25 protein-coding genes are annotated in these 24,714 nt (G+C 68.5%); 11 read left to right on the forward strand and 14 right to left on the reverse strand.

Annotated elements, in window-relative coordinates; translation table 11 throughout:
* Nucleotides 1-23: 23 nt before the first annotated feature.
* Complete coding sequence (locus ABD116_RS05120; protein ID WP_343965315.1) at nt 24-1,085, reverse strand: acyltransferase family protein; 1,062 nt, start codon at nt 1,083-1,085, stop codon at nt 24-26.
* A gap of 172 nt (nt 1,086-1,257) precedes the next feature.
* Between ABD116_RS05120 and ligA the strand changes: the two genes are divergently transcribed.
* The gene (ligA, locus tag ABD116_RS05125; protein WP_343965317.1) at nt 1,258-3,255 is read left to right on the forward strand and encodes an NAD-dependent DNA ligase LigA; all 1,998 of its coding nucleotides are present in this window, start codon (nt 1,258-1,260) and stop codon (nt 3,253-3,255) included.
* 130 nt (nt 3,256-3,385) lie between these two features.
* Here ligA and ABD116_RS05130 read toward each other — a convergent pair whose 3' ends face one another.
* The 4 genes from ABD116_RS05130 to ABD116_RS05145 are packed head-to-tail and all read right to left on the reverse strand — an operon-like array spanning nt 3,386 to nt 6,373.
* Nucleotides 3,386-3,592 (reverse strand): hypothetical protein, encoded by a 207-nt coding sequence (locus ABD116_RS05130; RefSeq protein WP_343965319.1) that lies wholly within the window; start codon nt 3,590-3,592, stop codon nt 3,386-3,388.
* Complete coding sequence (locus ABD116_RS05135) at nt 3,589-4,233, reverse strand: DedA family protein (protein ID WP_343965321.1); 645 nt, start codon at nt 4,231-4,233, stop codon at nt 3,589-3,591. Before ABD116_RS05135 ends, ABD116_RS05130 begins: the two co-directional genes overlap by 4 nt.
* Nucleotides 4,230-5,333 (reverse strand): glycosyltransferase family 4 protein, encoded by a 1,104-nt coding sequence (locus ABD116_RS05140; protein WP_343965323.1) that lies wholly within the window; start codon nt 5,331-5,333, stop codon nt 4,230-4,232. The genes ABD116_RS05135 and ABD116_RS05140 overlap by 4 nt, the downstream gene beginning before the upstream one ends.
* A complete protein-coding gene (locus tag ABD116_RS05145) occupies nt 5,330-6,373 on the reverse strand; it encodes a lysylphosphatidylglycerol synthase domain-containing protein (protein WP_343965324.1) in 1,044 nt (347 codons plus the stop codon). The genes ABD116_RS05140 and ABD116_RS05145 overlap by 4 nt, the downstream gene beginning before the upstream one ends.
* A gap of 109 nt (nt 6,374-6,482) precedes the next feature.
* Between ABD116_RS05145 and ABD116_RS05150 the strand changes: the two genes are divergently transcribed.
* Genes ABD116_RS05150 through ABD116_RS05165 form a run of 4 tightly spaced genes read left to right on the forward strand, consistent with a single transcriptional unit; the run spans nt 6,483 to nt 9,142 of the window.
* The gene (locus ABD116_RS05150; RefSeq protein WP_343965326.1) at nt 6,483-7,289 is read left to right on the forward strand and encodes a PIG-L deacetylase family protein; all 807 of its coding nucleotides are present in this window, start codon (nt 6,483-6,485) and stop codon (nt 7,287-7,289) included.
* A 17-nt stretch (nt 7,290-7,306) separates the two neighbouring features.
* Nucleotides 7,307-7,681, forward strand: a complete 375-nt coding sequence (locus ABD116_RS05155; RefSeq protein ID WP_343965328.1) for a hypothetical protein — start codon at nt 7,307-7,309, stop codon at nt 7,679-7,681.
* A gap of 49 nt (nt 7,682-7,730) precedes the next feature.
* On the forward strand, nt 7,731-8,408 hold the full coding sequence (locus ABD116_RS05160) for a response regulator transcription factor (RefSeq protein WP_343965330.1): 678 nt from the start codon (nt 7,731-7,733) through the stop codon (nt 8,406-8,408).
* Nucleotides 8,408-9,142, forward strand: coding sequence for a phosphatase PAP2 family protein (locus tag ABD116_RS05165; protein ID WP_343965332.1), 735 nt, complete (start codon nt 8,408-8,410; stop codon nt 9,140-9,142). Before ABD116_RS05160 ends, ABD116_RS05165 begins: the two co-directional genes overlap by 1 nt.
* Here the strand turns inward: ABD116_RS05165 and ABD116_RS05170 are convergent.
* Nucleotides 9,120-10,493, reverse strand: a complete 1,374-nt coding sequence (locus ABD116_RS05170; RefSeq protein WP_343966582.1) for a sensor histidine kinase — start codon at nt 10,491-10,493, stop codon at nt 9,120-9,122. The genes ABD116_RS05165 and ABD116_RS05170 overlap by 23 nt on opposite strands.
* A gap of 102 nt (nt 10,494-10,595) precedes the next feature.
* Between ABD116_RS05170 and ABD116_RS05175 the strand changes: the two genes are divergently transcribed.
* Nucleotides 10,596-11,849: a COG4705 family protein gene (locus tag ABD116_RS05175; RefSeq protein WP_343965334.1), complete on the forward strand. Its 1,254-nt coding sequence runs from the start codon at nt 10,596-10,598 to the stop codon at nt 11,847-11,849.
* Between the two features lie 77 nt (nt 11,850-11,926).
* Here the strand turns inward: ABD116_RS05175 and ABD116_RS05180 are convergent, their stop codons facing one another.
* The 5 genes from ABD116_RS05180 to ABD116_RS05200 all read right to left on the reverse strand — a co-directional run bounded on the left by ABD116_RS05180 (nt 11,927) and on the right by ABD116_RS05200 (nt 18,954).
* Entirely contained in the window at nt 11,927-14,605 is a 2,679-nt protein-coding gene (locus ABD116_RS05180; protein ID WP_343965337.1) for a bifunctional YncE family protein/alkaline phosphatase family protein, read from the reverse strand.
* A 90-nt stretch (nt 14,606-14,695) separates the two neighbouring features.
* Complete coding sequence (locus ABD116_RS05185) at nt 14,696-16,072, reverse strand: ABC transporter permease (protein WP_343965339.1); 1,377 nt, start codon at nt 16,070-16,072, stop codon at nt 14,696-14,698.
* On the reverse strand, nt 16,072-17,022 hold the full coding sequence (locus ABD116_RS05190) for an ABC transporter ATP-binding protein (protein ID WP_343965341.1): 951 nt from the start codon (nt 17,020-17,022) through the stop codon (nt 16,072-16,074). The genes ABD116_RS05185 and ABD116_RS05190 overlap by 1 nt, the downstream gene beginning before the upstream one ends.
* Before the next feature lie 121 nt (nt 17,023-17,143).
* A complete protein-coding gene (locus tag ABD116_RS05195) occupies nt 17,144-17,962 on the reverse strand; it encodes an NADPH-dependent oxidoreductase (protein WP_343965343.1) in 819 nt (272 codons plus the stop codon).
* A gap of 356 nt (nt 17,963-18,318) precedes the next feature.
* Complete coding sequence (locus tag ABD116_RS05200; RefSeq protein WP_343965345.1) at nt 18,319-18,954, reverse strand: DJ-1/PfpI family protein; 636 nt, start codon at nt 18,952-18,954, stop codon at nt 18,319-18,321.
* A gap of 63 nt (nt 18,955-19,017) precedes the next feature.
* Here ABD116_RS05200 and ABD116_RS05205 point away from each other — a divergent pair, with 63 nt between their 5' ends.
* Entirely contained in the window at nt 19,018-20,355 is a 1,338-nt protein-coding gene (locus ABD116_RS05205) for an aminotransferase-like domain-containing protein (RefSeq protein WP_343965348.1), read from the forward strand.
* On the opposite strand, the gene ABD116_RS05210 is transcribed toward ABD116_RS05205, so the two are convergent.
* Together ABD116_RS05210 and ABD116_RS05215 are read right to left on the reverse strand one after the other, a co-directional pair.
* Entirely contained in the window at nt 20,352-21,176 is an 825-nt protein-coding gene (locus tag ABD116_RS05210) for a M55 family metallopeptidase (protein WP_343965350.1), read from the reverse strand. The two genes, ABD116_RS05205 and ABD116_RS05210, sit on opposite strands and share 4 nt — an antisense overlap.
* A 249-nt stretch (nt 21,177-21,425) precedes the next feature.
* On the reverse strand, nt 21,426-21,554 hold the full coding sequence (locus tag ABD116_RS05215) for a hypothetical protein (RefSeq protein WP_343965352.1): 129 nt from the start codon (nt 21,552-21,554) through the stop codon (nt 21,426-21,428).
* A 221-nt stretch (nt 21,555-21,775) separates the two neighbouring features.
* On the opposite strand from ABD116_RS05215, the gene ABD116_RS05220 reads away from it, so the two are divergent.
* Nucleotides 21,776-21,967 carry a hypothetical protein gene (locus ABD116_RS05220; RefSeq protein ID WP_343965354.1) on the forward strand — a complete coding sequence of 64 codons (192 nt, stop codon included), beginning with the start codon at nt 21,776-21,778 and terminating at the stop codon, nt 21,965-21,967.
* On the opposite strand, the gene ABD116_RS05225 is transcribed toward ABD116_RS05220, so the two are convergent.
* The gene (locus tag ABD116_RS05225; RefSeq protein ID WP_343965356.1) at nt 21,964-23,034 is read right to left on the reverse strand and encodes a zeta toxin family protein; all 1,071 of its coding nucleotides are present in this window, start codon (nt 23,032-23,034) and stop codon (nt 21,964-21,966) included. The two genes, ABD116_RS05220 and ABD116_RS05225, sit on opposite strands and share 4 nt — an antisense overlap.
* Nucleotides 23,035-23,140: 106 nt before the next feature.
* Here ABD116_RS05225 and ABD116_RS05230 point away from each other — a divergent pair, with 106 nt between their 5' ends.
* The 3 genes from ABD116_RS05230 to ABD116_RS05240 all read left to right on the forward strand — a co-directional run bounded on the left by ABD116_RS05230 (nt 23,141) and on the right by ABD116_RS05240 (nt 24,704).
* Nucleotides 23,141-23,629, forward strand: a complete 489-nt coding sequence (locus tag ABD116_RS05230; RefSeq protein WP_343965358.1) for a SigE family RNA polymerase sigma factor — start codon at nt 23,141-23,143, stop codon at nt 23,627-23,629.
* Nucleotides 23,626-24,207, forward strand: a complete 582-nt coding sequence (locus ABD116_RS05235) for a hypothetical protein (RefSeq protein ID WP_343965361.1) — start codon at nt 23,626-23,628, stop codon at nt 24,205-24,207. The genes ABD116_RS05230 and ABD116_RS05235 overlap by 4 nt, the downstream gene beginning before the upstream one ends.
* An 80-nt stretch (nt 24,208-24,287) precedes the next feature.
* On the forward strand, nt 24,288-24,704 hold the full coding sequence (locus tag ABD116_RS05240; RefSeq protein WP_343965363.1) for a hypothetical protein: 417 nt from the start codon (nt 24,288-24,290) through the stop codon (nt 24,702-24,704).
* Nucleotides 24,705-24,714 lie beyond the last annotated feature (10 nt).

The following is a 24,714-nucleotide window of genomic DNA, read 5'->3' on the forward strand; positions in this document are numbered from 1 at the left end:
CCAATTCTGGGTGAAGCCAACTGTCAGTGCGCTGTGCTACTGCGTGTCACGGTCCGTATCGCGCGCGGAGCTCTGATGGGCAGCTCGAAGAGCGACGTCGGCAGGTAGCGGTAGAGGACGAGGCAGAGCCAGGCGAGGAAGCCGGTCAGGACGACTGGCTCGGCGATGGCCACGATCCACTGAGTCGCCGGACCGGCCGCGGACAGCGGGCCGATCAGCGCCGCGTGGGTCAGCGCCAGCAAGGGCATGTGCATCACATAGATCGGCAGCGTGCGGCTGCCGATGCTCGCCAGCCCCTTGGACAAGCCCTCCCAGCGGGTCACCAGGCCGGCCGCCGTGACCCCCAGGACGATCGCCACCCCGCTCACCACCGGCCAGAGACCGAACCAGGTCTTCGCGTCGAAGACGCCGACGACGGCCAGCAGTACGGCGTACGGCGCTCCGACCAGCAGCAGCCGTCGCCAGCTCGCCTTCGCGGCCAGGTCCTCGATCAGGCTCTTGCCGTAGAGGCCGGCCAGGAAGAAGACCAGGTTCTGGTAGACGCCGGCCCGGTCACCCGGTACAGCGAGCAGGCCCGCCGACGCTGCCGCCGACAAGAGGAACGCCGGGGTGAGGACCGCCCACGCCGGCAACCGGTGCGCCGCTTTGGCGATCACGAAGTACAGGGCGAGGGCGTAGAGGTACCAGAGGTTCGACGGTGTGATCGTCAACTGCGCCAGGAACTTCAACGGACCGTCCGCCCGCTCGGTGCCGAAGTCCGGTACGAACGCCAGTACGACGGTGTGGATCACCAGCCAGACCACGTAGATGTAGTAGAACTTCGCCACCCTGGTCCGAAGGACCACCGGCCACGGGCGCTGGACCGCGCGGACCGCGAAGAAGCCGGACACCGCGAAGAACAAGGGCATCCGGAGCGGCAGCAACTGCTCACCGAGCGTCCCCCACAGCCCCCGTGCCTGCCCGCTGATGTGCCAGTCGATCTGCAGGTAGTGCTTCATCAGGACGTGCCAGAGCACGACCAGCAGAATACACATGCCCTTGGCAACGTCCGCCCAGGCGACCCGCCCCCGCTCCGTCGTCAACATGCTTCAAAACTTAGGGAAACCGGGCCCTCACTCCATCAGGCCCGAGTCGCCACCGACCGTCATCCCGTGGTCGTAGGCAACGATCCCGGCGTCCACCCCGAGGCCGACGGCCGGCCCGGGATCCGCACCGGATCGCGCGTTCTGTCCCCGGCCGCCGGTAGTGTTTCGGCTCGTGGATACAGGGGAGCGGATTCAGGAGCTGGCCGACCGGATCGTCGTGCTGCGGGACGCCTACTACCGGGGGTCTCCGGAGGTGGCCGACGCCGACTACGACGCGGTCGAGGACGAGCTGCGGGCGCTGATCGAGGCGAATCCGGAGCTGGCGCCCGACCCGAATCCGCTGGAGCAGGTCGGAGCGCCCGCGGTGCTGCACGCGCCGATCCGGCACTCGCGGCCGATGCTGTCACTGGAGAAGGCGACCCGGCCTGAGCAGGTGGAGGCCTTCTTCGCTCGCTTCCCGGGGCAGTCGGTCGTGGTCATGCCGAAGCTGGACGGGTTGTCGCTGGCACTCGTCTACGAGGACGGGCGGCTGGCGCGGGCGATCACCCGTGGTGACGGGACGACCGGCGATGACGTGACGCCGCTCGTGCGGGCGCTGGCCGATGGGGTGCCGGAGCGGCTCGACGTACCGGGCCGGATCGAGGTGCGCGGCGAGGCGGTCATGTTGCGCTCGACCTTCGCCGCCTACAACGCCGCTCATCAGGACAAGCCCCTGATCAATCCGCGGAACGCCGCCGCCGGCACCCTGCGCGCCAAGGACCCGGCCACCGTCGCCGAGCGGCGCCTGCAGTTCCTCGCCTTCGACCTGCTCAGTGACGCCGACGACACCGACGCCGATCTGGATCGCGCGCTGCAGACGCTCGGCTTCACCGTCGCGGAGATGCGGCACTGTGATGACGCGGCCGCGGCGCAGGCCGTCATCACCACGATCGAGCAGCAGCGCAACGACCTCGACTACGACCTCGACGGCGCCGTACTACGCCTCGCGGACCGCGACGCCTTCGCCGCCGCCGGCACCCGATCGAGCTCACCGCGCGGTGCCCTGGCCTTCAAGTTCGCCGCCGAGGAGAAGACCACCATCCTGGCCGACGTGGTCTGGGACGTCGGCAAAACCGGCAAGATCGCGCCGGTCGCCTGGCTGGAGCCGGTCTTCGTCGGCGGCACGACGGTCACCCGCGCGACGCTGGCCAACCAGGAGGTCATCCGCGCCCGCGGCATCAAGATCGGCGACACGGTCCTGGTACGCCGCGCAGGCGACGTCATCCCGTTCGTCGCCGGCGTGCTCGATGCCGCCAAGCGCACCGGCGCCGAGCGCGACATCGTGCCCCCGTCGGTCTGCCCGTCCTGCGAGCAGCCGCTGACCGAGCAGGGCAACAGCCGCGAACTGTTCTGCACCAACGTCGCCTGCCCCGCCCAGACAGTCCGCCGCCTGATCCACTGGGCGTCCCGGGCGGCCGCCGACATCGACGCGATCGGCGGCGTCTGGATCGAGCGGCTGGCCGAGGCCGGCATCCTCGAACACCCCTCGGACTTCTACCACCTGACCAAGGAGGGCCTGCTCGAGTTCGACCGGATCGGCGAGGTCTCGGCCACCCGGATGATCGACTCGATCGACGCCAGCCGCCAGGTCGGCCTCCGCCGCGCCCTGATCGGCCTCGCCATCCCGATGGCCTCCGAAGGCACCGCCACCAGAATGTGCCGAGCAGGCTTCGGCTCCCTCGAGGAAGTCGCCGACGCGGGCGTCGACGGTCTAGTCGCGGTCGAGGACATCGGCCCGAAGGTCGCCGCCTCCCTGATCGAGCACCTGGCCCGTCTCCGCCCAGAACTCGAGCGCCTCCGAGCAGCCGGCGTCTCCCTGGACGTCCGCGAGGAAGACCTCCCACCCGTAGTCGCCGCCGGCGCCCCGCTGGCCGGCAAGACCGTGGTCGTCACCGGCTCGATCAGCGACCCCCGCTCCGGCGAGAAGGTCCCCCGCCCCGCCTTCCAGCGCCTCTGCGAGAAGGCCGGCGCCACCATCGCCTCCTCCGTCTCCGCCACCACCGACCTCCTCATCACCGGCGCCGACGTGGGCGCCGCCAAACTCACCAAGGCCGAAAAGCTAGGCGTCACCGTCATCGACCAATCCGAAATCTGGCAGCAACTCCAGCAAGCCGACCTCCTCAACCGCTGAACCTCCGACCAGCAAGGCGGTGGTCTCTTGAGTCTGGGATCCATCTCGGGGACAAGGTCTGGGTCGACGGTGGAGTCTTCGGCGAGATAGACGCGGCCGCCTGCCTCGGCGACCATCGAGTCGAGCGTGCTCAGGGTGCGGCCGTCGTGGAGCCAGCGCGCCGGTAGGTCGGCTGCGAGGATCCAGCCCCATCCCACCCGGCGTGGCCGGGCAGGAGCGGCAACGCCCAGCCCAGCGGTGGTACCTGGTGCATCAGCTCGCCCAGCGTCACACCGGCTTCGACCACCACAACACCTTTGAGCTCATCGAACGACAACACCCGGTCGCGGGCGGTCATGTCCAGCACGATGAGGTTTCTTCGGCGGTCATACCGTCGGCCGGGGAGCGTTGGCGGAGGAACTCGATTCCGACCGGTACGAGCGAGACGATCACGATGACGGCGATGATCGGCAGCAGGTACTTGTCGACCCCCGGGATCTGCGACCCGAGCAGATGACCCGCCAGCACGAGCCCGACCGTCCACACCACACCACCCGCGACCTGCCAGCGCGCGAAGGCCTTGGCGTCGATCCGCAACGTTCCGGCCAGTGGGTTCATCACCGTACGGACGCCAGGGATGAACCGGGCCAGCACGACCGCCCGGCCGACGCCGTACGACTCCAAGTGCTCTCTCGCCCGCTCGGCCGCCCGCTCGGCCGCCCGCTCGAGTCTCGGTCGCTCGACGATCGCCGGGCCGAACCTGCGGCCGATCAGGTAGCCGACCTGGGCTCCGAGCACCGCACCGAGCGGCGCGAAGACCAGCGTCAGCGGCAGGTTCAGATGGATGCCGGTCGTGGTCAGCAGACCGGCGGTGAAGAGCAGCGAGTCACCGGGGAGGAAGAACCCGATCAGCAGACCTGTCTCGGCGAACATCACCAGCAGCACCGCCCACGGACCCAGCTGGGAGAGCAGGCTGTGCGGGTCGAGCAGATTCATCATGCCGTCGACGGTAGGAAGCCGGCGCTGAGAGCAGGCTGAGTAGCGCGGTAACAGGCGATGTGCTGATCGATCACCGTCGGCCACGTCATCACCGGATCGCTGAATCTGTTGTGCGCTTGGAGTTTCCGCAACAGCGGTGCATCGGTGAGCAGCTCGGCGGTGACCTCGGCCATCGCCTGGTGACTGTCGACCAGAAACCCCTCGACACCGTCGCGGACAAACTCACCGACACCACCCGACGCCATCGCCACGACAGCCAGACCAGCACACCGAGCCTCCAGAGCGGCTACTCCGAACGACTCGAGCTCGGCGGGAGCCAGGTAGACATCGGCCGACCGATAAAGCTGCTGGATCTCGAAGCGGGTCAACCGCCCGGGCAGCTCGACCCAGTCCAGGCCGCGACGCCTGGTTGCTCCGGTGATGGCCGCCGCACGTGGACCGGCACCGATGATCACCGCTCGCAGCGGGATCCCGGCCGGTACCCGGTGACGAATCTGCTGCAGAGTTCTGAGGAGTGCGTCGGGCCGTTTCCGTTGGGTGAGACGCATCGTGCTGACGACGGTCAGCGGATGGTCGGCCACCGGAGATTGCCGCCAGGGCACCGGGTCGATGCCGTTGTGGAGTACGGCGATCGGCCGATGCGGGAGCACCTTGCCCAGGCGACGAGCCACTGCCTCGCTGACGGCAGTCCACCGCACCCTGGGACCGAAGTCGCGATCGACATGCGCGAGCAGCCAGGCAAGGAGCACGCCGTCGGGTGCGGGCAGCGAGTGGAGGGTGATGACAGCGGGCAGGTCCAGTTCGGCCGCGAGCCGGGTCGCGTTCCATGCGAGTGGTGAGAAGAACGAGGTGTGCGCATGCACGAGGTCGTACTCGCCGGAAGCGAGCGCGAGTCGGAGGGCCTCGATGGACGTCGGTACGCCGGCCAGCGAAGGCAGCCGTAATACCGGTACGTCGGTGGCCGGGGAGTCGGCCGGGGTCGCGGTGAAGACGGTGACGGCGTGGCCCGCCTGCCGGAGTTGGACGGCGAGATCGTGCACGTGCAACTCGATCCCGCCCAGCCGTGGCAGGTACACATCGCTGACGAGTGCGATCCTCACGCCGCCACCGCCGGCTTGCGATTGACGAGCAGCCAACAGGCCAGCGTCACTCCCCCGACCGGAATCTCCAGCAGGTACGTGAAGCCGCGGAACAACACGATCCCCGCCGTCACCGCGGCCGGATCGACGCCCATCGCGACCAGCGCCGCCACCGTGCCCACTTCGACGACACCAGCACCGCCGGGCGTGATCGGAATCAGCGTCAGCAATCGTTCGACCGCCAGCCCGGTGATCAGCACCGGCAGACTCAGCGAGGTCCCCAAGAGCCGGAAACACAACCACAGAAGCGCCAACTGCAACAGCAGATAGGCCACCATCCCACCGGTCATCGGCCGCCAGCCCCCGCGAAAGACGTCAAGGACGGAGGTCCGCAGAGCCGGCAGCGAACGCTCCAGGTCACCGCGTCTCCGCACGCGCCTCAAAACACGGCCCAGTACGCGGCTGAAGGCCCGGTCCAGCACGCGGCCCGCCGATGCCGCAGCGCGCTCGCTGGCGAGGAACCAGAAGACACCGGCCAGCGCGACGAGCACCGGCACCAGCAGAACGCCGGCCCGGCCGACCGGCAAGATGCTTGTGTGTCCGATCGGCAATGCCGTTGCGGCGTTGACGATCGGGGCCAGGGCCAGTGCGACGGCGATCACGCCGAGTTTGGCCAGGACGTTGATCAGGGTGGTGACGGCGAGGAAGCCGGCGAAGGCTGCGGAGGTGAAGCCCCAGCGTCGGGTCATCGCGAAGTTCAGGCCCGTACCGGCGGCTCCTCCCAGCGGCAGGACGTTGGCCACCGCGCTGCCGGTGAGGCTGAGGGTCAGGCCGCGGCGTTTGGTGAGGCCGGGCAGGGATGCGGCAAGGACGAACGAATGCGACCACAAACCCGCGATCCACACGACGGCCAGCAAGGCGATGGCCGGGAGCGAGAGGTGGCCGAGGAGCGTACCGACGGTTGACCAGTTGGTACCGACGGCACGGGGCAGCAGGACGACCAGGGCGATCGTCAGGGCGCCGGTCAGTACCGAGGTGATCGTTCGCCGGGGTGTGCTCATCGCGATCCTGTTCCACGGACGGGCGTTGTCCGTTCATCGTCGGAGCAGGTCGCTGAGAGGGCGCTGAGAGCGGTTCGGGCTGTGGGCAACCACGTGCCATGGTGGTGAGGTGGCCTACACGCTGGTGTCCTTCCACGCGCATCCCGACGACGAGGCGTTGCTGACGGGCGGCACCCTCGCGCGCCTCGCCGCCGAGGGGCATCGCGTGGTGCTCGCGGTCGCCACCGACGGGGAAGCCGGAGCGGCCTCAGCCAAGTACCGCGAAGATCTCGCCGCCCACCGCCGCGACGAACTCGACCGATCCGCCGAAGCCCTCGGCTGCGCCCGCGTCGTCCGCTTCGGCTTCCGCGACTCCGGCTGGTCCCGCTCGTCGACACCCGGCCCCGGCACCTTCAGTGCTCTGCCCACAGACGAAGCAGCCGCCCCACTCGCCGACCTACTGGTCCAGGAACACGCCGACGCCCTCACCGTCTACGACCCCGCCGGCGGCTACGGCCACCCCGACCACAAGCAGGTCCACACCGCCGGCCTCCGCGCCGCCCGCCTGGCCGCCACCCCTTTGGTGCTGGAGGCAACGATCGACCGCACCTTGATTCGCCGCCTGATCCGCCTCGTCGAGGCAGTCCCCGGCATCCTCCCCGACATCCACGCCGCCGACTACGCCACCGCCTACACCGCCCGCGAGTACCTGACCCACCGCATCGACGTCCGCCAGTACGCCGATGCCAAGCGCCGCTCCTTCGAGGCCCACGCCAGCCAGACGACCTCCGACGACACCGCCCGCACCCTCGCCCTCCTCCTCAAACTCCCGCCGTGGCTCTTCCGCCGAGCCCTCGGCCACGAATGGTTCGTCGAACACGGCCGCTCCCCCGGCGCCTTGACCGACGACCTCTTCGCCTCGCTCAGACTGCGCTGACCAGACCGGAACGGAAGGTGCTCGCGATCAGTCCGGAGTACACGACCGGCCAGATCAGGACCACCTTCACCGTGCAAACCCGGCGCCGGCTCGTCTTGGCCGCCAAAGCTGCCGTGCTCACGATCGTCGCCCTGGTGGTCGGTGAGCTGATGTCCCTGGTCAGCTTCCTCGTCGCCCAGCAGGGATTGCGCAGCGCACACGTCAACGTCTCACTCAGCGACGGCGCCGCGCAGCGCGCAGTACTCGGAGCAGGTGTCTATCTCGTCGCGCTGACGCTCCTCGGCCTAGGGTTGGCGGCCGTCATCCGGCACACGGCCGGAGCGATCAGCGCCGTCTACGTGCTCGTCTCGCTTGCCCTCGCCGTGGTCCTGATCGGCCGCCGGGACGCTTGAGCCCGCGTCACTCAGCTGATTCTCAGCGGGGTGGGGACAGACTGGCGGTATGCGGGTGCTGATGGTGGAGGACGAGGAGCGGCTGGCCGAGACGGTTCGGCGGGGGCTCAGCGACGCCGGGTTCGTGGTCGAGGTGGTGCACAACGGCGAGGACGGGTTGTGGGCCGCGAGCGAGCACAACTACGACGTGATCGTCCTCGACATCATGTTGCCCCGGGTGAACGGCTACAAGGTGCTCGAACAGCTCCGCGAGCGTGGCGTCTGGACGCCGGTGCTGATGCTGACCGCGAAGGACGGCGAGTACGACCAGACCGACGCCTTCGATCTCGGCGCCGACGACTACCTGACCAAACCGTTCAGCTTCCTGGTACTGGTCGCCCGGCTGCGGGCCCTGATCCGGCGGGGCGGCCCTGAACGCCCCGTCGTTCTGGTGGCCGGCGACCTCACGCTCGACCCGGCCCGGCGCCGGGTCGAGCGCGCCGGCCGCGAAGTCACCCTCACGCCACGCGAGTACGGCCTGCTCGAGTTCCTGATGCGGCACCGCGGCGACACCGTCAGCAAGGGCGAGATCCTCGAGAGCGTCTGGGACCCAGCTTTCGACGGCGACCCCAACGTCGTCGAGGTCTACATCCGCTACCTCCGCCTCAAACTCGACGCCCCCTTCGGCCGCCGGGCGATCGAGACGGTCCGCGGCATGGGCTACCGCCTCGACCCGGACGGTGGCTGATGGCAACGATCAGGCAAGACCCGAAGACCATCCTCCGCAGCTCGGCGCGCAACTGTTCGACCGCTCGCCCGCCTCGCGGCGCCAGGGCCGTCCGGTACGCCGTACCGGTGGCGAGCGCCACGATCGCGGTGGCCGGCGCCATCGCAGTGATCGGTCTGGCCGACGGGGCGACCGAATCGGATGGCCTCGCCGCGCTCGACCCCGGGTTCACCGCCGACATCGTCTCCGACCGGACCCCGGCGCTGACCGTCCTGGCCCTCTCCCTCACCTTCGTCGGCGACGTGCCCGTCCTCGTGACGCTGATGCTGATCGCGGCCTTTCTCCTGTGGAGATGGACCCGCGGCCTGCGCGCGCCCGCCCTGCTGCTGTTCGCCATGGCCGGATCGGCCGCGCTGACCGCCGGCTTGAAAGCGCTCGTCGAACGCAAGCGCCCAGGCGTCACCTTCGTCCTCGGCCCGGTCGACACCGGCTTCGCCTTTCCCTCCGGCCATACCCTCAACTCGACGGTCTTCTTCGTCACGCTGGCCGCCTTGCTCTGGGTCGGCCTCCGCTCGTACGGCGCGAGAACCGCCCTCGTAGTCGCCGCAGGGCTGATGAGCATCGGCATCGGGCTGAGCCGCGTCTATCTCGGGTACCACTGGGCCACCGACGTCCTCGCAGGCTGGACGGTCGCCGTCACGTGGCTCGCACTCGTCTCGCTGCTGGCCTACTTCACCCGGCCACGGGAAGCCTGACGACGAACCGAGCCCCACCCAGCGGCGACTCGCTCACCTCGACCGTCCCACCGTGGCCGCGGACGACTTCCCGGACGATCGCCAGCCCGAGTCCGGAGCCGCCGCTGCCGCGAGCCCGGCTCGCGTCCAGCCGGACGAAGCGCTCGAACACCCGCGACCGCTCCTCCGGCGGGATGCCGTCGCCGTCGTCCTCGACGGTCACGGTCGCGGTACCGGCCTCTTCGGAGAGGGTGAATCGCACCTTGCCGTGAGCCGCCTGGACCGCGTTGTCGGCGAGATTACGCAGTACCTGACTGAGCTTGGCCGCGTCGCCGCTGACCCGCACCGGCGGTACCACCGCTTCCACCGCAACGCCGTTGGCGGCCCGCAAGCGGCGCAACTCGATGCCTACCAGGTCGTCCAGATCGACATCGGTCCGCTGGATCCGCAGGCCCGTATCGTCGGCCTTCGCGAGCAGCAACAGGTCCTCGACCAGCCGCCGCATCCGCTCGGTCTCCGCCTGCATCACCTGGTGCAACTCCCGCGCCGACTGACCGGTCTCGTCCGCCTCGACCACGTCCAGCGCCGCCATCAGACTCGCGATCGGCGACCGCAGCTCATGACTGGCGTCCGCGACGAACCGCCGCTGCGTCTCCTGCCCCGACTGCAACCGATCGAGCATCTCGTTCATCGTCACCGCCAGCCGGGCGATCTCATCCCCCGCCGCCGGCACCGGCACCCGATCGGCCAGCTGCCCGACCCCGATCCCGTGCACCCGCGACCGGATTCGCTCGACCGGCCGCAGCGCGCGACCCACCAGCACCCACGTCGCGACACCGACAAGCGCCAACAGCAACGGAAACCCGATCAACAGGTACGTCGTAACGGTGGTGATCGTGTCCCGCTGGGTCTCCACCGACGACGCCACGATCACCGTGTACCGCGCCCCGTGAAACTCAGTGCCCCGGGCAACAATCAGATACGGGCTGTCGTCATCCAGCAACGGCATCTCGCCGACGTCGTCACGGACGAACTGACCGGCCGCCGGCCTGGTCTGCGTCAACGGCGCACCGGCCGCGATCTGCGACGAGACCGCAACCACTTTGCCCTGCGCGTTCACCACCTGGATCAACTGCGTCGCCCGGGTGTTCTCGACCAGCTCCTTCGCCAGCCCCGACTCACCTTCCTCAGCCACCTGGCCCGCAACGTCGAAAGCCCGCGACTCCGCCTGATCGGCAACACTCGTGATCAGCGTCCGCTGCAACAACAACAGCAACACCGCCGCCCCGATCGCCAACGCGACAGCGACCACCACCAGCGCGGCCGCCGTCGACCGCGCCCGCACCCCGGCCCGCCGCACGAACCCCGGCATCTTCACCTTCGCAGCCTAACCAGGCGAACTCGAAACCGGGCGGACCGACCGGGCTCGCAGTCTCAGCGGATGCTCAGCGCAAGGTCCGTACGGTCGGCCGGCATGACTACCAATGCCGCGACCCGTTCAGCAGTACCGCGGGCACTGCTGAACAAGGTGCCCGAGGTAACCATCTGGTTCTGGCTGATCAAGATCCTCTGTACGACGGTCGGTGAGAGCTTCGCCGACTGGATCAACCTGCAGCTCGGCGTCGGGCTCGTCGCGACCGCGGTCATCTTCACCGTGGTCTTCGCGATCGTCCTCGGCTGGCAACTGAGCACGAGGCAGTACAAGCCGGCCGCGTACTGGCCCACCGTCGTGGTGGTCAGCGTCACCGGCACCCTCTACACCGACATCCTCACCGACCAACTCGGCGTACCGCTCTGGCTCAGCTCCTCGGTCTTCGCCGTCGCCCTGGCCGCCGTCTTCGGCACCTGGTGGGCCCGCGAACGCACCCTCTCCATCCACAGCATCATCACCCTCCCCCGCGAGGCCTTCTACTGGCTCGCCGTCCTCGTCACCTTCGCCCTCGGCACCGCGACCGGCGACTGGACCCTGGAACTCACCGGCTGGAGCCCCGGCACCTCGGTCCTGCTCCCCCTGGCCCTCATCGCCATCGTCACCGCTTGCTGGCGCCTCGGCGCCAACCCAGTTCTGGCCTTCTGGCTCATCTACATCCTCACCCGCCCCCTGGGCGCCAACCTCGGCGACTGGCTGGCCGCTCCGAAGATCCCCGACCAGGGCCTCGGCCTCGGCACGCTCGTCACCAGCCTCATCTTCCTCAGCGCGATCCTCGCGACCGTCGTCTACCTGACCTTCACCAAGAGCGACGTCATCGAGGGCCACCGCGCCGCCCGTACGCCGAAGTACCACCGCCCGGCCCGCGAACTCCCCCTGATCGCCGTCATGGCCGTGGCGACCATCGCGGCCGGCTCGCTGCTCAGCTGGGCCTCCGCCCAGCCCCACACCAACGCCGCCGCGGAGAAGGAAGGCCCCAACCCCGCGGCGAACGCCAACCTCACCCCCGCCCAGTCGACAGCCAACTTCCCCAAGGAGGACGTCGCCCAGTTCCGCGCCCTGGTCGCCGGCATGGACACCGCGCTGACCAAGAACGACCAGTCCGCCCTCAACACGGCCGTCGACAGCTACGAGAAGGCCTGGGACGACGACCAGCCCAAGCTCGAGAAGCTGGACAAGAAGGCCTGGGGTTTCATCGACGGCCAGAACGACGCCGTCTTCACCTCGGTCCGCGAGACCAAGAACCCCGACGCCGAGAAGCAAGCCGTCCGAACCCTCCTCAAAACCCTCGGCGGCTGAGGCGAGCCGGCCACGACCACCGGACAAAGGCGAAGAGCCCCTGCCGGAGCAGGGGCCCTTCGTTCGTACGGTGTGGATCAGCCGTCGTTCTCGGTGGCTGGGATTGCTGCGCCCGGGACGTTCTCCGGGGCGTAGAGCTGGTCTTCACCGGGGTACGGCTTGGACCATTCGTGCGCCTGGTACCAGTCGAAGTGGTTCATCTGGGCAGGGTTGGCGAAGTCGGCCCGAGCCTCCGGACCGGTCAGCTTCTGCTGCGACTTCCAAATGTCCCACTTGGCCGCGAGTTCCTGCTTGTCGGCCGGAACCGCCGCCTTGGGTGCGGGCGCCACGGCCGGGTTCTGCGCCGCGGGAACGTCCGCGCCACACGACGGCAGGTTGGCGGCGCTGAGGCCCGCGGTCAGCGAGGTGCGGTTGGGCAGGTAGGTGAACGGGGTGAAGTCGGGCGTCGTGGTGAAGGCCGCCGTCATCGGGCTCGCCGCGCTGTCCTTCTGGTTCATCGGGTGGATGCCGAGCATCTGCTCGATCGTCCGGATCATCGTGATCTGCGTGTAGTACCGGTTGTCGACGACGCCGCGCTGGGCGTACGGGCTGATGATCTGGATCGGCGCCCGGTGCCCGTCGACGTGGTCGAGACCCGCCTGCGAGTCGTCCTCGACCACGAAGATGGCCGAGTCCTTCCAGTACTTGCTGTGCGAGATGGTGTCGACCATCTTGCCGACCGCGAGGTCGTTGTCCGCGACCTGGGCGGCTCCGTTCGGCGGGCCACCGGTGTGGTCGCTCGACAGCCAGAACATGTTCAGATTCGCGGGACCATTCTTCTCGAAGTCCTGCTTCCAGATCTCGTTGCGGTAGATGTCCGGCACCGAGGTGTCGAACTTCGGGAAGCCGGGCACCGACACGTCGTTGAGCGACGGGATCGGCGACGAGGAGATCAGCGGGTACGCCGTCTTGGCACCGGTCGACGCCATGTTCTTCGTGTCGCAGTACAGGTTCTGCCAGCTCGCGCCGGCCGGCTTGGTGAGGAACTGCTGGAACTCACCGAAGTTGCGCACGGTCTTGCCGGCCGCCTGCGCACCGGTCCAGATGAACCCGGTCCGCTGGTGCCCGAGAGCGTCGTCCTCGGTGTCGTAGCTGCGCAGGTACTCACCGGCCGAGGATTCGGTGTACTCCGGGTTGTCGGCCTGCATCAGCCAGTTGTGACCCTCGGCGGAGTTCGTGCCGATGTCGTAGGTGTTGTCGTACAGCCCGAACTGCTTGGCCAGCGCGTGCTGGTTCGGCGTCACATTCTCGCCGTACTGCGCGAGCGCGGGATCGCCGTTGCCCTCCGGGATGTCGCCGTACACCTGGTCGTAGGTCCGGTTCTCCTTGACGATCAGGAAGACGTGCTTGATCGTCGACGGTTCGCCGAGCCGGTTCGGGACCGGTACCGGCTTCTTGTTGCCCTCGCCGACGCGGACCGAACTCTTCGTCCAGGCGTTCTGCTCGAAGACCGCGTCCGTGCCGTTGCGGATCTCGCGGTCACCCGGCAGCTTGAACCGCTGCAGGCTCGAGGTCGTGTCGTGCGTACCGTGGCCGGCAGCCGTCGTCGGGCGGAGGGCGTCGATACCGCGAGTGTTGGAGACCAGCACCTCGTCGCCGACGGTCGTGATCTCCGCCGGGAAGTAGTCCGTCGGAAGCAGGCCGATGTAGCTGACCGGCTCCTGCGCGGACGTGTACTTGTAGACGGCGACCGCGTTGGCGCGGCCCAGTGTCACCAGCAGGTGACCGTCGTCGGTCAACGTCACCGCGTCGGGCTCGTAGCCCACGGACGCCTCGGGCCACGGCTGGGTGGCGATCGTCTGGACGACCTTGTCCTTGGCCGTGTCGATGACCGAGACGTCGTTGGTCGCGGTGTTGGTGACGAAGAGTGCGCCGTCCTTGGCGTACAGCGCGGTCGGGTGGAGGCCCACGTCGATGCTCGCTGGTGGCGCGCCCGGCGCGTTGAGATTGATGACGCTGACCGTGCCGCTGGTGGTGGCCGCGGTCACCTGCGATGCCAGTACCTGGGTGCCGTACGAGTTGATCGTCGGCTCACCCGGCAACGCGGGGCGTCCGCCCTCGTTGCTGACGTACAGCTTGTCGCCGACCTTGACCAGGTCGCGCGGCGCGTTGCCGACGGCCCAGCTCTGGGTGATGGCTCCGGTCGCCGCGTTGATCGCGACCACCCGGTTCTGGCCGTTCACCGCGGCGTACACGGTCGATCCGTCGGCCGAGAAGACCGGCTCGGCGGCCAGCGCGTGCTTTGCGCCGTCCGCGGGGATCGCCACGAACGTCGGGTTGGCGAGGCTGCCGTCCGGGTTCACCGTGAACTTGCGGTACCCGTCGGTCTGCCCCAGCCAGAGCTGGGAACCGTCGGGCGAGTACGTGGGGCCTTCCTGGCCGATGTCGTTGCCGGGGATGCGCAGGTTCGCCGCGGCGTTGTTGCCGATCAGCTGCTGCACCTTCCACGTCGACAGGTCGACGATGGCCAGCGCCATTCCGCCGTCCGTGATCGAGGCCGCGACGTGCTTGCCGTCGGGGCTGACCTCGGACGACATGATCTTGCCGTTGTTGATGACCAGGCGCTCGCCGATCGGGTTGATGTACTGGTCGCTGGAGACGACCTGACCCTTCTCGGTGACCTGGCCGACCTGTTCCGTTCCGAACATGTCCGTCTTGGCGACGGCGACGCCGGTACCGGCGGCCACGACGGCGACAGCGGTGGTACCCGCTGTCACCCGTGAGATCCGTCGGCCGACTTGCCGAGCGGCGAGGCCAGGGCCTCGCTGCTCGCGCCTTCGGCGGGTTACTTGCATGGAGCTTCCCTTCTAGCGGGTGGAAAGCAGTTCGACATTGGCGTCGAACTGCCAGAGTGGGTTCGGCTGATCGCCGGCGGGCGTCTGCACCAGGAAGTAGCCGTTGACTTCCTTCGGTCCGTCGCCATCCGCGACGTAGCGCCCGTTCGGGGTGAGGTCGAGCTGGTAGATGGCCGAGCCGGCGGCCTCGATGCCAGGCAGATGCCAGGTCACCACGCAGCGCCAGTCGTTGCCCGGTCCTTCGGCGTCGAGCTGGCCGCCGCCCTTCGTACAGGCCGCCGTCGTCTTCAGCTGCTCCTCGGTGACGTCGGCGCGGTTCAGCTGCTTGGCCTGGATCCGGTACAGGTGCGCGAAGGCGGTGGCCACCGACTGCTGCACCTTGTCCTGGGTGATGCCCGATCCGGTCGCACCCGTCGCCGGCGCGATCACGCCGGTGGTGACCGCGAGCAAGGCGGCCAGCGGCAGGACCCCGAGCCAGATCGCTCGGCGTGAGGAACCGTCATCGGTGAGGTTGGTGAAGTCGCGTCTGAGGAACAGCAGGTAGGCCAGGGCTGTCGCGACCACGGCCCACACCAGGCTGACGACGATGCCGATCAGCAGTGGACCGACCTGGGTCGGGCTGGTGAACAGGCCGTTCCAGGCGATGAACGCGTACCCGGGCAAGGCGAGCCGGAAGGCGACCGGGATCGGCAGCATCTGGGCGAGCTGCATCACCAGGGCGACGATCGCTGGTACCAGCAGCCCCATCGGCGAGCGGCCGAGCGCGATCGACCCGAGCAGGCCGATGGCGGCCAGCGCCAAGGTCGGGGCGAGCACGCAGACCCAAGCGAGCAGGACTTTACCGGCCGCATCCGACGAGGACAGCAGGTGTCCGTCGAGGCCGATCAGCGGTTGATTGCCCACCGCAACGAGCCCGCCGGCCGAGCTGCCGCCGACGAGGCCGGCCACCAGGATCAGGATGACGGTGAGGCTGGCGAGAGCCTTGCTGATGAAGATCCGGCGGGGCGACCGGACCGCGACGAGCAGATGCCGCCAGGTGCCGAGCCGGTCCTCGGAGGCGAACACGTCGCCGGCGATCATCGAGGTCAACAGGGGCAAGGCCCAGGTACCGGCGAAGCCGAGCGTGACGAGCGGACCGGCCCAGGCGGTCGCGTGCATCCAGCGGCCGAACAACGTGTCGACCGGAAGCGAGCCCTGCTGGCTCACCGCGGCGACGAAGACGGCGGGGGCGATCCAGCACGCGATCACCAGCAAGCGCACGCGCCATTGCGAAACGAGCTTCACCAGTTCGAAGCGATAGCCACGAGCCACGGACACGCGACCTGCGGCCGGTGCTGTGGTTGGTGCCGGGGCTTGTTCCGGGGCGACGTCGGCGACGGTCGCGGTCATCAGTTCTCCTGCTGCTCGGTCGCGGCCTGGTCGGTCAGGGCCAGGAAGGCTGCTTCAAGGGGTGACACCACGGGAGCGAGTTCGCGGATCGCGATCCCCGCCTGGACGAGCCGGACGACCAGCCCGTCGAGAGCCGGTACCTCCGCCCGCACCACGAACCACGCCTGCTCCACTCCTCCGGCCGCGTCGGCGGTACGGATGCCGGCCGTCTCGCCTGCCACCTTCCGGGCGGCTTCCGGGTCGGAGGTGAGCAGCCGGTACTCCAACTCGCCGTTCTCAGCGGCCAGCTTGCTCAGCGGCCCGGAGAAGACGACACGTCCGGTCGACAGGATGGTGACCTCGGAGCACAGCGTCTCGAGATCGTCCATGCGATGGCTCGACATGACGACCGCGGTCCCCTCGGACGCGAGCCGGGTCAGTACGCCGTGCACGTGCCGCTTGCCCGCCGGGTCGAGGCCGTTGGACGGCTCGTCGAGCACCAGCAGCCGCGGCTTGCTGAGCAGCGCGGCGGCCAGGCCGAGTCGCTGCCGCATACCGAGCGAGAAGCCACGGACGCGGTCGTCCGCAACGTCGGTCAGCCCGACGTCGGCGAGCGCCTCGTCGATGCCGGCCGTGCGAGCGTTGCGGCCCTGGAGCTCGGCCAGCGCGGCGAGGTTCTTCCGGGCGGTGAGGGACGGGTACAGGCCGGGGCCGTCGACGAAACCGGTGACTCCGGCGGGTGCGGCGAGCGCCCGGCCTACCGGCGTACCGAGGATCTGGAGACTTCCTTTGTCGGCGACGGCCAGTCCCAGCAGCAGGCCGAGGAGCGTCGTCTTGCCGGCGCCGTTCGGGCCGGCCAAGCCGTGGATCTGGCCCTGCTCGACCTCCAGTTCGACGCCGTCGAGAGCGACGACCTCACCGAAATACTTCTCGATTCCCCGGGCGCGGACAGCAGGGGACGACTTCTTCATCAAGCGGACTCCGTGGCGGCGGAACAATGTGACGGACTACCTGACCACGTTGTCACCAACTTCCGGTGACGTCACTACCCCCGAAGGTGAACAGTTGTTGACCCCAGCGTGGAGCCGCCGGTCAGCGGAGTTCGAAGCCCTGGGTCCGGAGGGCGCCGCGGAGGTGTTCGCGGCCCTTGAGGCCGGCCACGCTGCCGAAGCGGTGGGCCACCCGTTTCACCCAGCTGCCCGGGAGGCCGGCGGTCGCGTAGAAGGCGTTGAGCAGTTCCTCGTACGCCTCGACATGGGCGAGCTGCGGCTCCAACGCGTACTGCTCGTGATGCAGCACCGCCTGCTGCGGCAGCCGCGGCTTCACCGCCGCCTCGTTTCCCAGCTCCGGGTGACCAACCGTGAGCCCGAAGACCGGGAACACATTCGGCGGCAGCCCCAGCTCCTCGGCGACCTCGAGCGGCCGGTTGCGGATCGCACCGACGAACACCGTCCCCAGCCCCAGCGACTCCGCCGCCAGCGAAGCATTCTGAGCCGCGAGCGCGACGTCGATGAACGACAGCAACGCCGCCTCGACGAAGTCGGCCCCTTCCGCGGTCGCCGAGCCGATCTCGGTGGTCACCTGCCGAGCCCGGGCCAGATCCGCCAGCCAGACGAGCAGCAACGGCGCATCCACAATGAACTGCTGATCCCCCGCCAACTCCGCGAGCCGCGCCCGCCGCCCGTCATCCCGAACCGCGACCACACTCCACAACTGCAGATTCCCCGACGTAGGCGCCGACTGCGCGGCCGCCACCAGCGCCGCCAACGTCTCGTCGCTCACAGCCTCCGCCCGATACCCCCGCACCGACCGATGAGCCAGCTGCTGCTCGAGCACCGCACTCCACTCCCCCGGCACCTCGAACCCCGCCCCATACCGCAACCGATAGGACTCCTCCGCAGTTGTACTCATGCCCTCGATTCTCGCCGAAGTCCACTACCCCACTGCACTTCGTCCGCCATCCGATCCAGCAGGCGCTACCTCGACCCCTGGCGTTTGCCCGACGCTGGAGGGATCCTCAATCGCATCAGCGCTAGGGGGAGAGCATGAAACGCTGGTTGGCATCCTCGCTCGGCGCCGTCGTACCGCTGAGTGCGGCCACTAAGTCCAAAGCCGCCAAGCAGTCCAAGGCAGCGGGTTCGAGTCGGGGTCGTCGACGGTCGTCTTCTACAACCACGGACCCAGCACCGGCACCCCGACATCGTGTGCTGCTTCACTCAGGTGGTTGCCGGAACAGATCCAGGCTGTACCTGAACAGCCAGAGCTGATCACCCCAGAGCAAGGCCCTGCTGCAGCACGTGGTGTTCGAGGTATGGAGTCACGTTCGCCAGCGCACGCTCGACATACTCGTCCTTTTCGCCGACCGGGGCTACATAGTGCATGGCGGTCCTGGCGGCTTCGAGGGTGTGGAGGCGGGCGATGGTCCAGGTGGCTAGGTAGGTGGAGGCTAGGCAGCCGCCGGCTGTGGCCACGTTGCCTCGGGCGTAGAAGGGTTGGTTGAGGACCTCGACGCCGGCGGCGATCACCCAGGGCTTGGTGGTGAGGTCGGTGCAGGCTGGTACGTCGGCCAGGTGGCCGAGTTTGGCCAGGACCAGGGCGCCGGAGCATTGGGCTGCCAAGAGTTGGCGATTGGGGTTCAGGCGGCTGAGGGTGGTCATGATGGCGGGGTTCTCGACCACCTCGCGGGTCTTGCTGCCGCTGCCGATGATGACGGCGTCGGCGGTGCAGGCCTCGTCGAGGTCGATCATGGCGTCGATGGTGACGCCGTTCATCGAGCGGAGTCGCGGCGCCGGGCCGGCGATCGACACCCGCCAGCCGGGTTCGCTGACCCGGTTGAGGATGCCGAGGGCGATCAGGGAGTCGAGTTCGTTGTAGCCGTCGAAGGTCAGGATCGCGATGTGCATGAGGTCGACGGTAGGAGCCTCGATCCATGACGATCCAGAAATTGTCCTGCATACAATGCGGGGATGAGAGTCCCGAAGTACAAGGGCGTCGTCGATGCGCTGGCGGCGCAGATCCGCGACGGCAGGTGGCCGGCCGGGCATCGCCTACCCACTCACCGCCGGCTGGCGGCTGACGAGGGCATCGCGGTGGTGACGGCTTCTCGCGTGTACGCCGAACTGGAGGCGATGGGCCTGGTCAGCTCCGAGCAGGGCCGGGGCACGTTCGTACGGGATCTCGCGGCCGCCACAGGCGACGATGTCGATCAGCGCGAGGTCGCCGTCGACGCCATCGACCTGAGCTTCAACTACCCCGCCATCCCCGGGCAGGCCGACCTCTTGCGCCAAGCCCTCAGGGATCTCGCCACCGCAGGCGATCTCGAAGCGTTGCTGCGCTATCAGCCCCATCGCGGGCGGGTACAGGACCGAGCCGCGGTTGCCCACCATCTGCGGCGGCGGGGACTCGACGTCGGCCGCGAGCGCGTCCTGATCGTCAACGGCGCTCAGCACGGTCTGACAGTGGCGGCGATGGCGTTGTTCCAGCCGGGCGATGTGGTCGCGGTCGATGCGCTGACCTACCCCGGGTTCATCGTGCTCGCCCGCACGTTGGGGCTGGAGCTCGCGCCTTTGCCGGTGACCGGGGATGGGCCCGACCTCGACGCGCTCGACCAATTGTGCCGGCGACGCCGCGTCCGGGCCGTCTATGCGATGCCGACCATGCACAACCCGCTCGGCTGGGTGCTCGACGCTTCCCAGCGCGCTCAGCTGGTCGCCATCGCCTCCCGGTACGACGTCACGATCATCGAAGACGCCTCCTACGCCTACCTCACCGACGACGCGCCACCGCCACTGGCGACGCTCGCACCCGACCTCACGGTCTACGTCTCAGGGCTGTCGAAGAGCATCGCGCCCGGTCTGCGGATCGGCTTCGTCATCGCTCCCACGGCGCTGGTACCGGCGCTCGAGCGCGCCATCCGGGCGACCACCTGGCACACGCCTGCCATCACAGCGGCGATCGCCACCCGCTGGCTGACCGACGGTACGGTCGAACGCCTCGAGACCCAGAAGCGCGACGACGCCCGCCTCCGCCAATCCATCGCGGCCGACGTACTGGCCGGGTTGCCGCTGGTACGTCATCCGTCCTCGTACTTCGTATGGCTCCCACTCCCCCAAGACGCCCGCCCCGACCGGATCGCCGCGGCCCTGGCCGGCCAGCGCATCGCGGTCTCCACCGCCCAGCCCTTCGCCACGACTCCGACGGTGCCGCACGCCCTCCGGCTGGCACTCGGCTCGGTCGGCATCCCCGAACTGCGCGCCGCGCTTCCCGTAGTACGGACCGAGATCGACAACGACCCCTATCGCTAGTCGGTGATCCCTCGCGTCAAGAGCACCAGGGCAATGAAGCTCCGGAACAGCTCCAGCGGATCATCGTTGCTGAGAGCAACGACCCGCTCGCCCCGCCGGTCGACGTTCCGCAACGCGCAGACCAGCTCCGCGAAGGCTTGGTGGTGGAACCGGACCGTCAACTCGGCAGGCCGCGTGATACTGGGCAAACCGAAGCCGGACAGTCGATCCAGCGCACGCTCCGCGCCATCCCGGATCAGCTCGCGCGCCACCTCGGGATGCACGGACAGCGCCGCACTGTGCGAGACCGACTCCTTGACGACCACCGACTCGATCCCCGGACAGAACGCCTGCGCCTCGTCGATCGTCACCTGATCACCCGAGATCAGCACCACCGGCACCCCGTGCGCCAGTGCCACCAACGCGTTGATCCCGGCCTCGCCGGTGACCTCACCGTTCAGCCGCACCTCGGCGATCGCCCGCGGGTTGTACGTGTGATGCAGCACGGACGACGTGGCTCCCGCGGACCCGTGGTACGAGACGAAGAACGCCGCATCGAAGGAATCGTCGAGCCCTTGCATCATGTACAGCGGCTTGTGCCGGCCGGACAAGTAGCTCGCCTGCCCCAGCAACCCGTCCGGCCGCAGATTCTGCATCGTCGAGTGCGAGTCGTTGACCAGGAACTCCGTCGCCCCCGCCGCCATCGCACCTTCGATCGCAGCATTCACCTCAGCCTGCAACTGCCCGCGGTAGTACTCGTACTCCTGCCCCGGCCCGCGACACTGACTCCAGTCGACGACGCCGGCCGTCCCCTCCATGTCAGTAGACAAGAACACCTTCACGCCGGTCTCCCCTTGCCGTAGCCGACCGCCATCATCGCGCACTGCGCCGGGTCGGCTCCTGCAGGTCGGCCAATGGCAGGTTCGCGTACCGCTGGCGCCAAGCATCACGCCACCGGCACAAAAACCCGCCACCCAACCACCGTTCCTCGCCGGGGACGGACGAACGGATCAGGCCGCGGGACCCCCGAACGGGCTAGCCTTAGGTTAGGCTCACCTAAGGATCTACGTCGGGGTCCCGGGCCTAACGGGTCAGAGCGTGTGCAGTTTGTCGAACGGGGAGAGGACCCGCAGCAGCTTGCCGCCGCCCAGGTCGACCACCACCGCGTGGGTGCCCTCGACGGCACTGATCGTGCCCATGCCCTCTTTGTCGTGAGACACCCGGTCACCTTCTTCGAAGGTCTTGATCGGGGCGGGCACCCGGGGCTTGAAAGGACTCGTGGACAGGTGACGACGCGTCGTCGCGCGGGAAGGCTCCATCAGGTCTCCAGTATGCGCCCATGACGCAATCTGCGCATGTTGCCTCCAGGCGACTGAACTCTTGTCCGGCCTCTCCCAGCGGCAATAGCATCCACCGTCACTACCGCCGAAGGGATGCCGCGATGGCGTGGGGTAAGGGAAAGCAGAAGGCGCAGGATCCGGAGCAGGGTGGCTGGCAGTCCGGCCGCAAGGCCAAGAAGGCCGCCGGTTCCGGTGGGGGCCTGGTCGGCGACAAGGTCGTCGATCCGAGGGGTCGCGTGGTCAAGGACTTCTCGGGTCGTCAGCGCCGGCAGGGCAACGAGCACGGGGTCTAAGGAGCCGCTATTCCTGCGGTGGCGATCTGTAGTGTCACCGCGTCCGGGTGCAGGAGAGGTCTCGCCAGAGCAGTGACTGCTCTGGCGGCCTCGACGGTCTGTCGACGGATCTCCGCGACAGGCGCTGAGCGGCCGCGGTCCTCGAATGTCGCGACCGCTTCCAGGAAGAGGCGTGACTCGAGGACGGTCCAGGGGCGATTGCGTTCTGCGGCGATCGCTTCCGCGCCGGCGGGTTGTCGGTGCCAGCGGCCGTCGGCGGTTCGCTGGTTGGCATAGAGGAGGTCGCCGTTCGGCCGCAGTACGGCGACCACGTCGGCGAGTTGTGCGCGATCGAGTGCATCGGCTGCTCGGAGTACGGGTTGTTCATCACCGGCTAGGCGTCCGCAGCCGTAGGCCTCCAGCGCACGAAGGTAGCGATCCTGTACGCCGAAGCGGCTGACCGCATCTGCCACCGCGACGATCGCGACCTCCACCTGATAGCCGGCGGCCTTGAACTCACGAGCCGCCTGCTCGAAATCAGCCGGCGCCTCGAGTACGACATCGAAGCGCCGGGCGCTGACGTAACGGGTGGCGCCGGCCGTCCGGCGATCGGGGTCGATCACGACCGGACGGCCGCGACGGTTCAGGACCTCCCGGGCGAGCGCGGTGATCGACGCCTTGCCGTCACCGGGTTCACCGACCACGATCACGACGATCGGCTGAGCCTGTGGTGTACCGATCAACTCGCTCTCGTCATCGGAGAGCGGACCCCTCACGGCAGACCTCGGCGCCAGGTCTGGTGGGTCTTCATCGGGTTCGGCCAGTAGGTCTTCGCCGTCGGAGTAGATGGCGGCGACCTCGTCCACATTCAAGGGCGTCAGCTCGCGCCGCCTGACAGCCCACATCTGCCGGGCCTCGCGCCAATCGGCGAGCGCCGCGCGGTCCGGCGTACCGGCTGTTTCTTCGCGCGCGATCAGCTCGGTGTACCACCCGATCACCTGAGCGGCGCCTTCCAGTGCGACCTCGTACCGCACTGCTTCCTCACCCGACCAACTCGCCGAGCCCAACTCGGCCAGCACGTTCAGCACCCGGGCGACGATAGCGGCGTTCAGACTTCCTGGACATGGCGAAGCAGCGTTTTGTGGTACCCACGGCATTTGAAGAGGAAAGGCCCCGGAACCCAGGAGACAAACGGTGGAGTTCGACGAGTACGTCGCCGCCCGCGGGCAGCAACTGGTGCGCTTGGGCCTCGTCCTATCCGCCGACCACCATCGCGCCGAAGACCTCGCGCAGACCGCGCTGATGAACGCCTACCGGCACTGGCGACGCGTCCGCGCGATGGACGACCCTCATGCCTACGTCCGCCGCATCCTCGTCAACGCCTACCTGGCGACCACCCGCCGCAGCTCCTCCCACGAAACACCGTCGGAACTGGACGACGTCGGCCACCCAGAGCCCGACCCATCGCTGGCGCTGGTCGAGCATGACGCGATGTGGCAGATGCTCGCGACGCTGCCGACGCGGGAGCGGACCGTGGTCATCCTCCGGTACTACGAAGACCTCGACTACGCCGCCATCGCGACCCTGCTCGGGATCAAGGACTCCACCGCCCGGGCGAGCGTGAGCAAGGCACTCGCCTCTCTCAGAGCAGCGCACGACCCGGCTGAAGGACACAACCGATGAACCAGACAGAGCTCGAGCAGGAGCTTCGCGCGACGCTGGCCGAGGCGGGCGATCGGGCCGAGGTCATCCACGACCTCGGTCTCAGAGCAGTACGCCCGGTACGCCGCCGCCGTCGTACCTGGCTCGCCTCCGGCGTCGCCGCCGCGCTCGTGGCTGCTGCCGCGGTCGTCTTCGCAGTCAACGCCTCCGACGTCGGCAAGAGCGAAGTGGCGAGCAGCCCGCCGTCCAGCAGGCCGGTCACCATCCCGACCTCGTCCTGGAAGCCGGGCGACGGCGAACTGCAAGCTCTGCAGACCGGAGTACTGCGCGTCACTCCCGAGGGTTGCCCGTACCTCATCCCGGCCGACTCCCGGGCGAGCTCGAAGGACCGCACCCCACTCATCTGGCCGGCCGGCTACACCGCCCGCTACGCCGCCGACGGCAAACTGGAGATCGTCGCTCCGAACGGCGCCGTCGTCGTTCGCGAAGGCGGCGAACTGTCCGTGGGCGGCGGCCTCATTCCCACCTCCAGCAAGCTCTGCACCTTCGGCGAATCCGATGCCTTCGTGATCATGGAAGACCTCACCAAGCCACGCTGAGGTGTGACGAGTGACGTCACGGTGTTCCGCTGGTTGTCACGCCTAGGGGGTGACAACCAACCACCAGCAGGGAGAACACCATGTCGACTACGACGATGCAGCCGGATGTCACGACGGCTGTGGCCAAGCTGATCCGGTTCCTGGAGACCGGCGAAGTACCGGACGGGCTCTTCACCCCCGACGTGTTCACCGATCTGTCGCTGCCGCAGTGGCGGGTGCAGGCGAACACCGTCGACGACGTGCTCGCGATCCGCCTCGAAGGGCATCCCAGTCCGGGCAAGGTGCACGTGACCCGGGTAGACCCGACCGATCGCGGGTTCACGATCGAGTTCGAGGAGCGCTGGGAGAAGGACGGCCAGCGCTGGTACTGCAGGGAGATGCTCCGGGCCGATGTGGTCGGCGCCGCAATCTCGGACCTGTCCGTCTACTGCACCGGCGACTGGGACGAGGCCAAGCAGCGGGAGCACGCGGCCGCAGTACGGCTGATCCGTCCCTGAAATCCGCCGC

It is taken from the genome of Kribbella koreensis (assembly GCF_039525325.1).
In the GTDB taxonomy this organism is placed as follows: Bacteria; Actinomycetota; Actinomycetes; order Propionibacteriales; family Kribbellaceae; genus Kribbella; species Kribbella koreensis.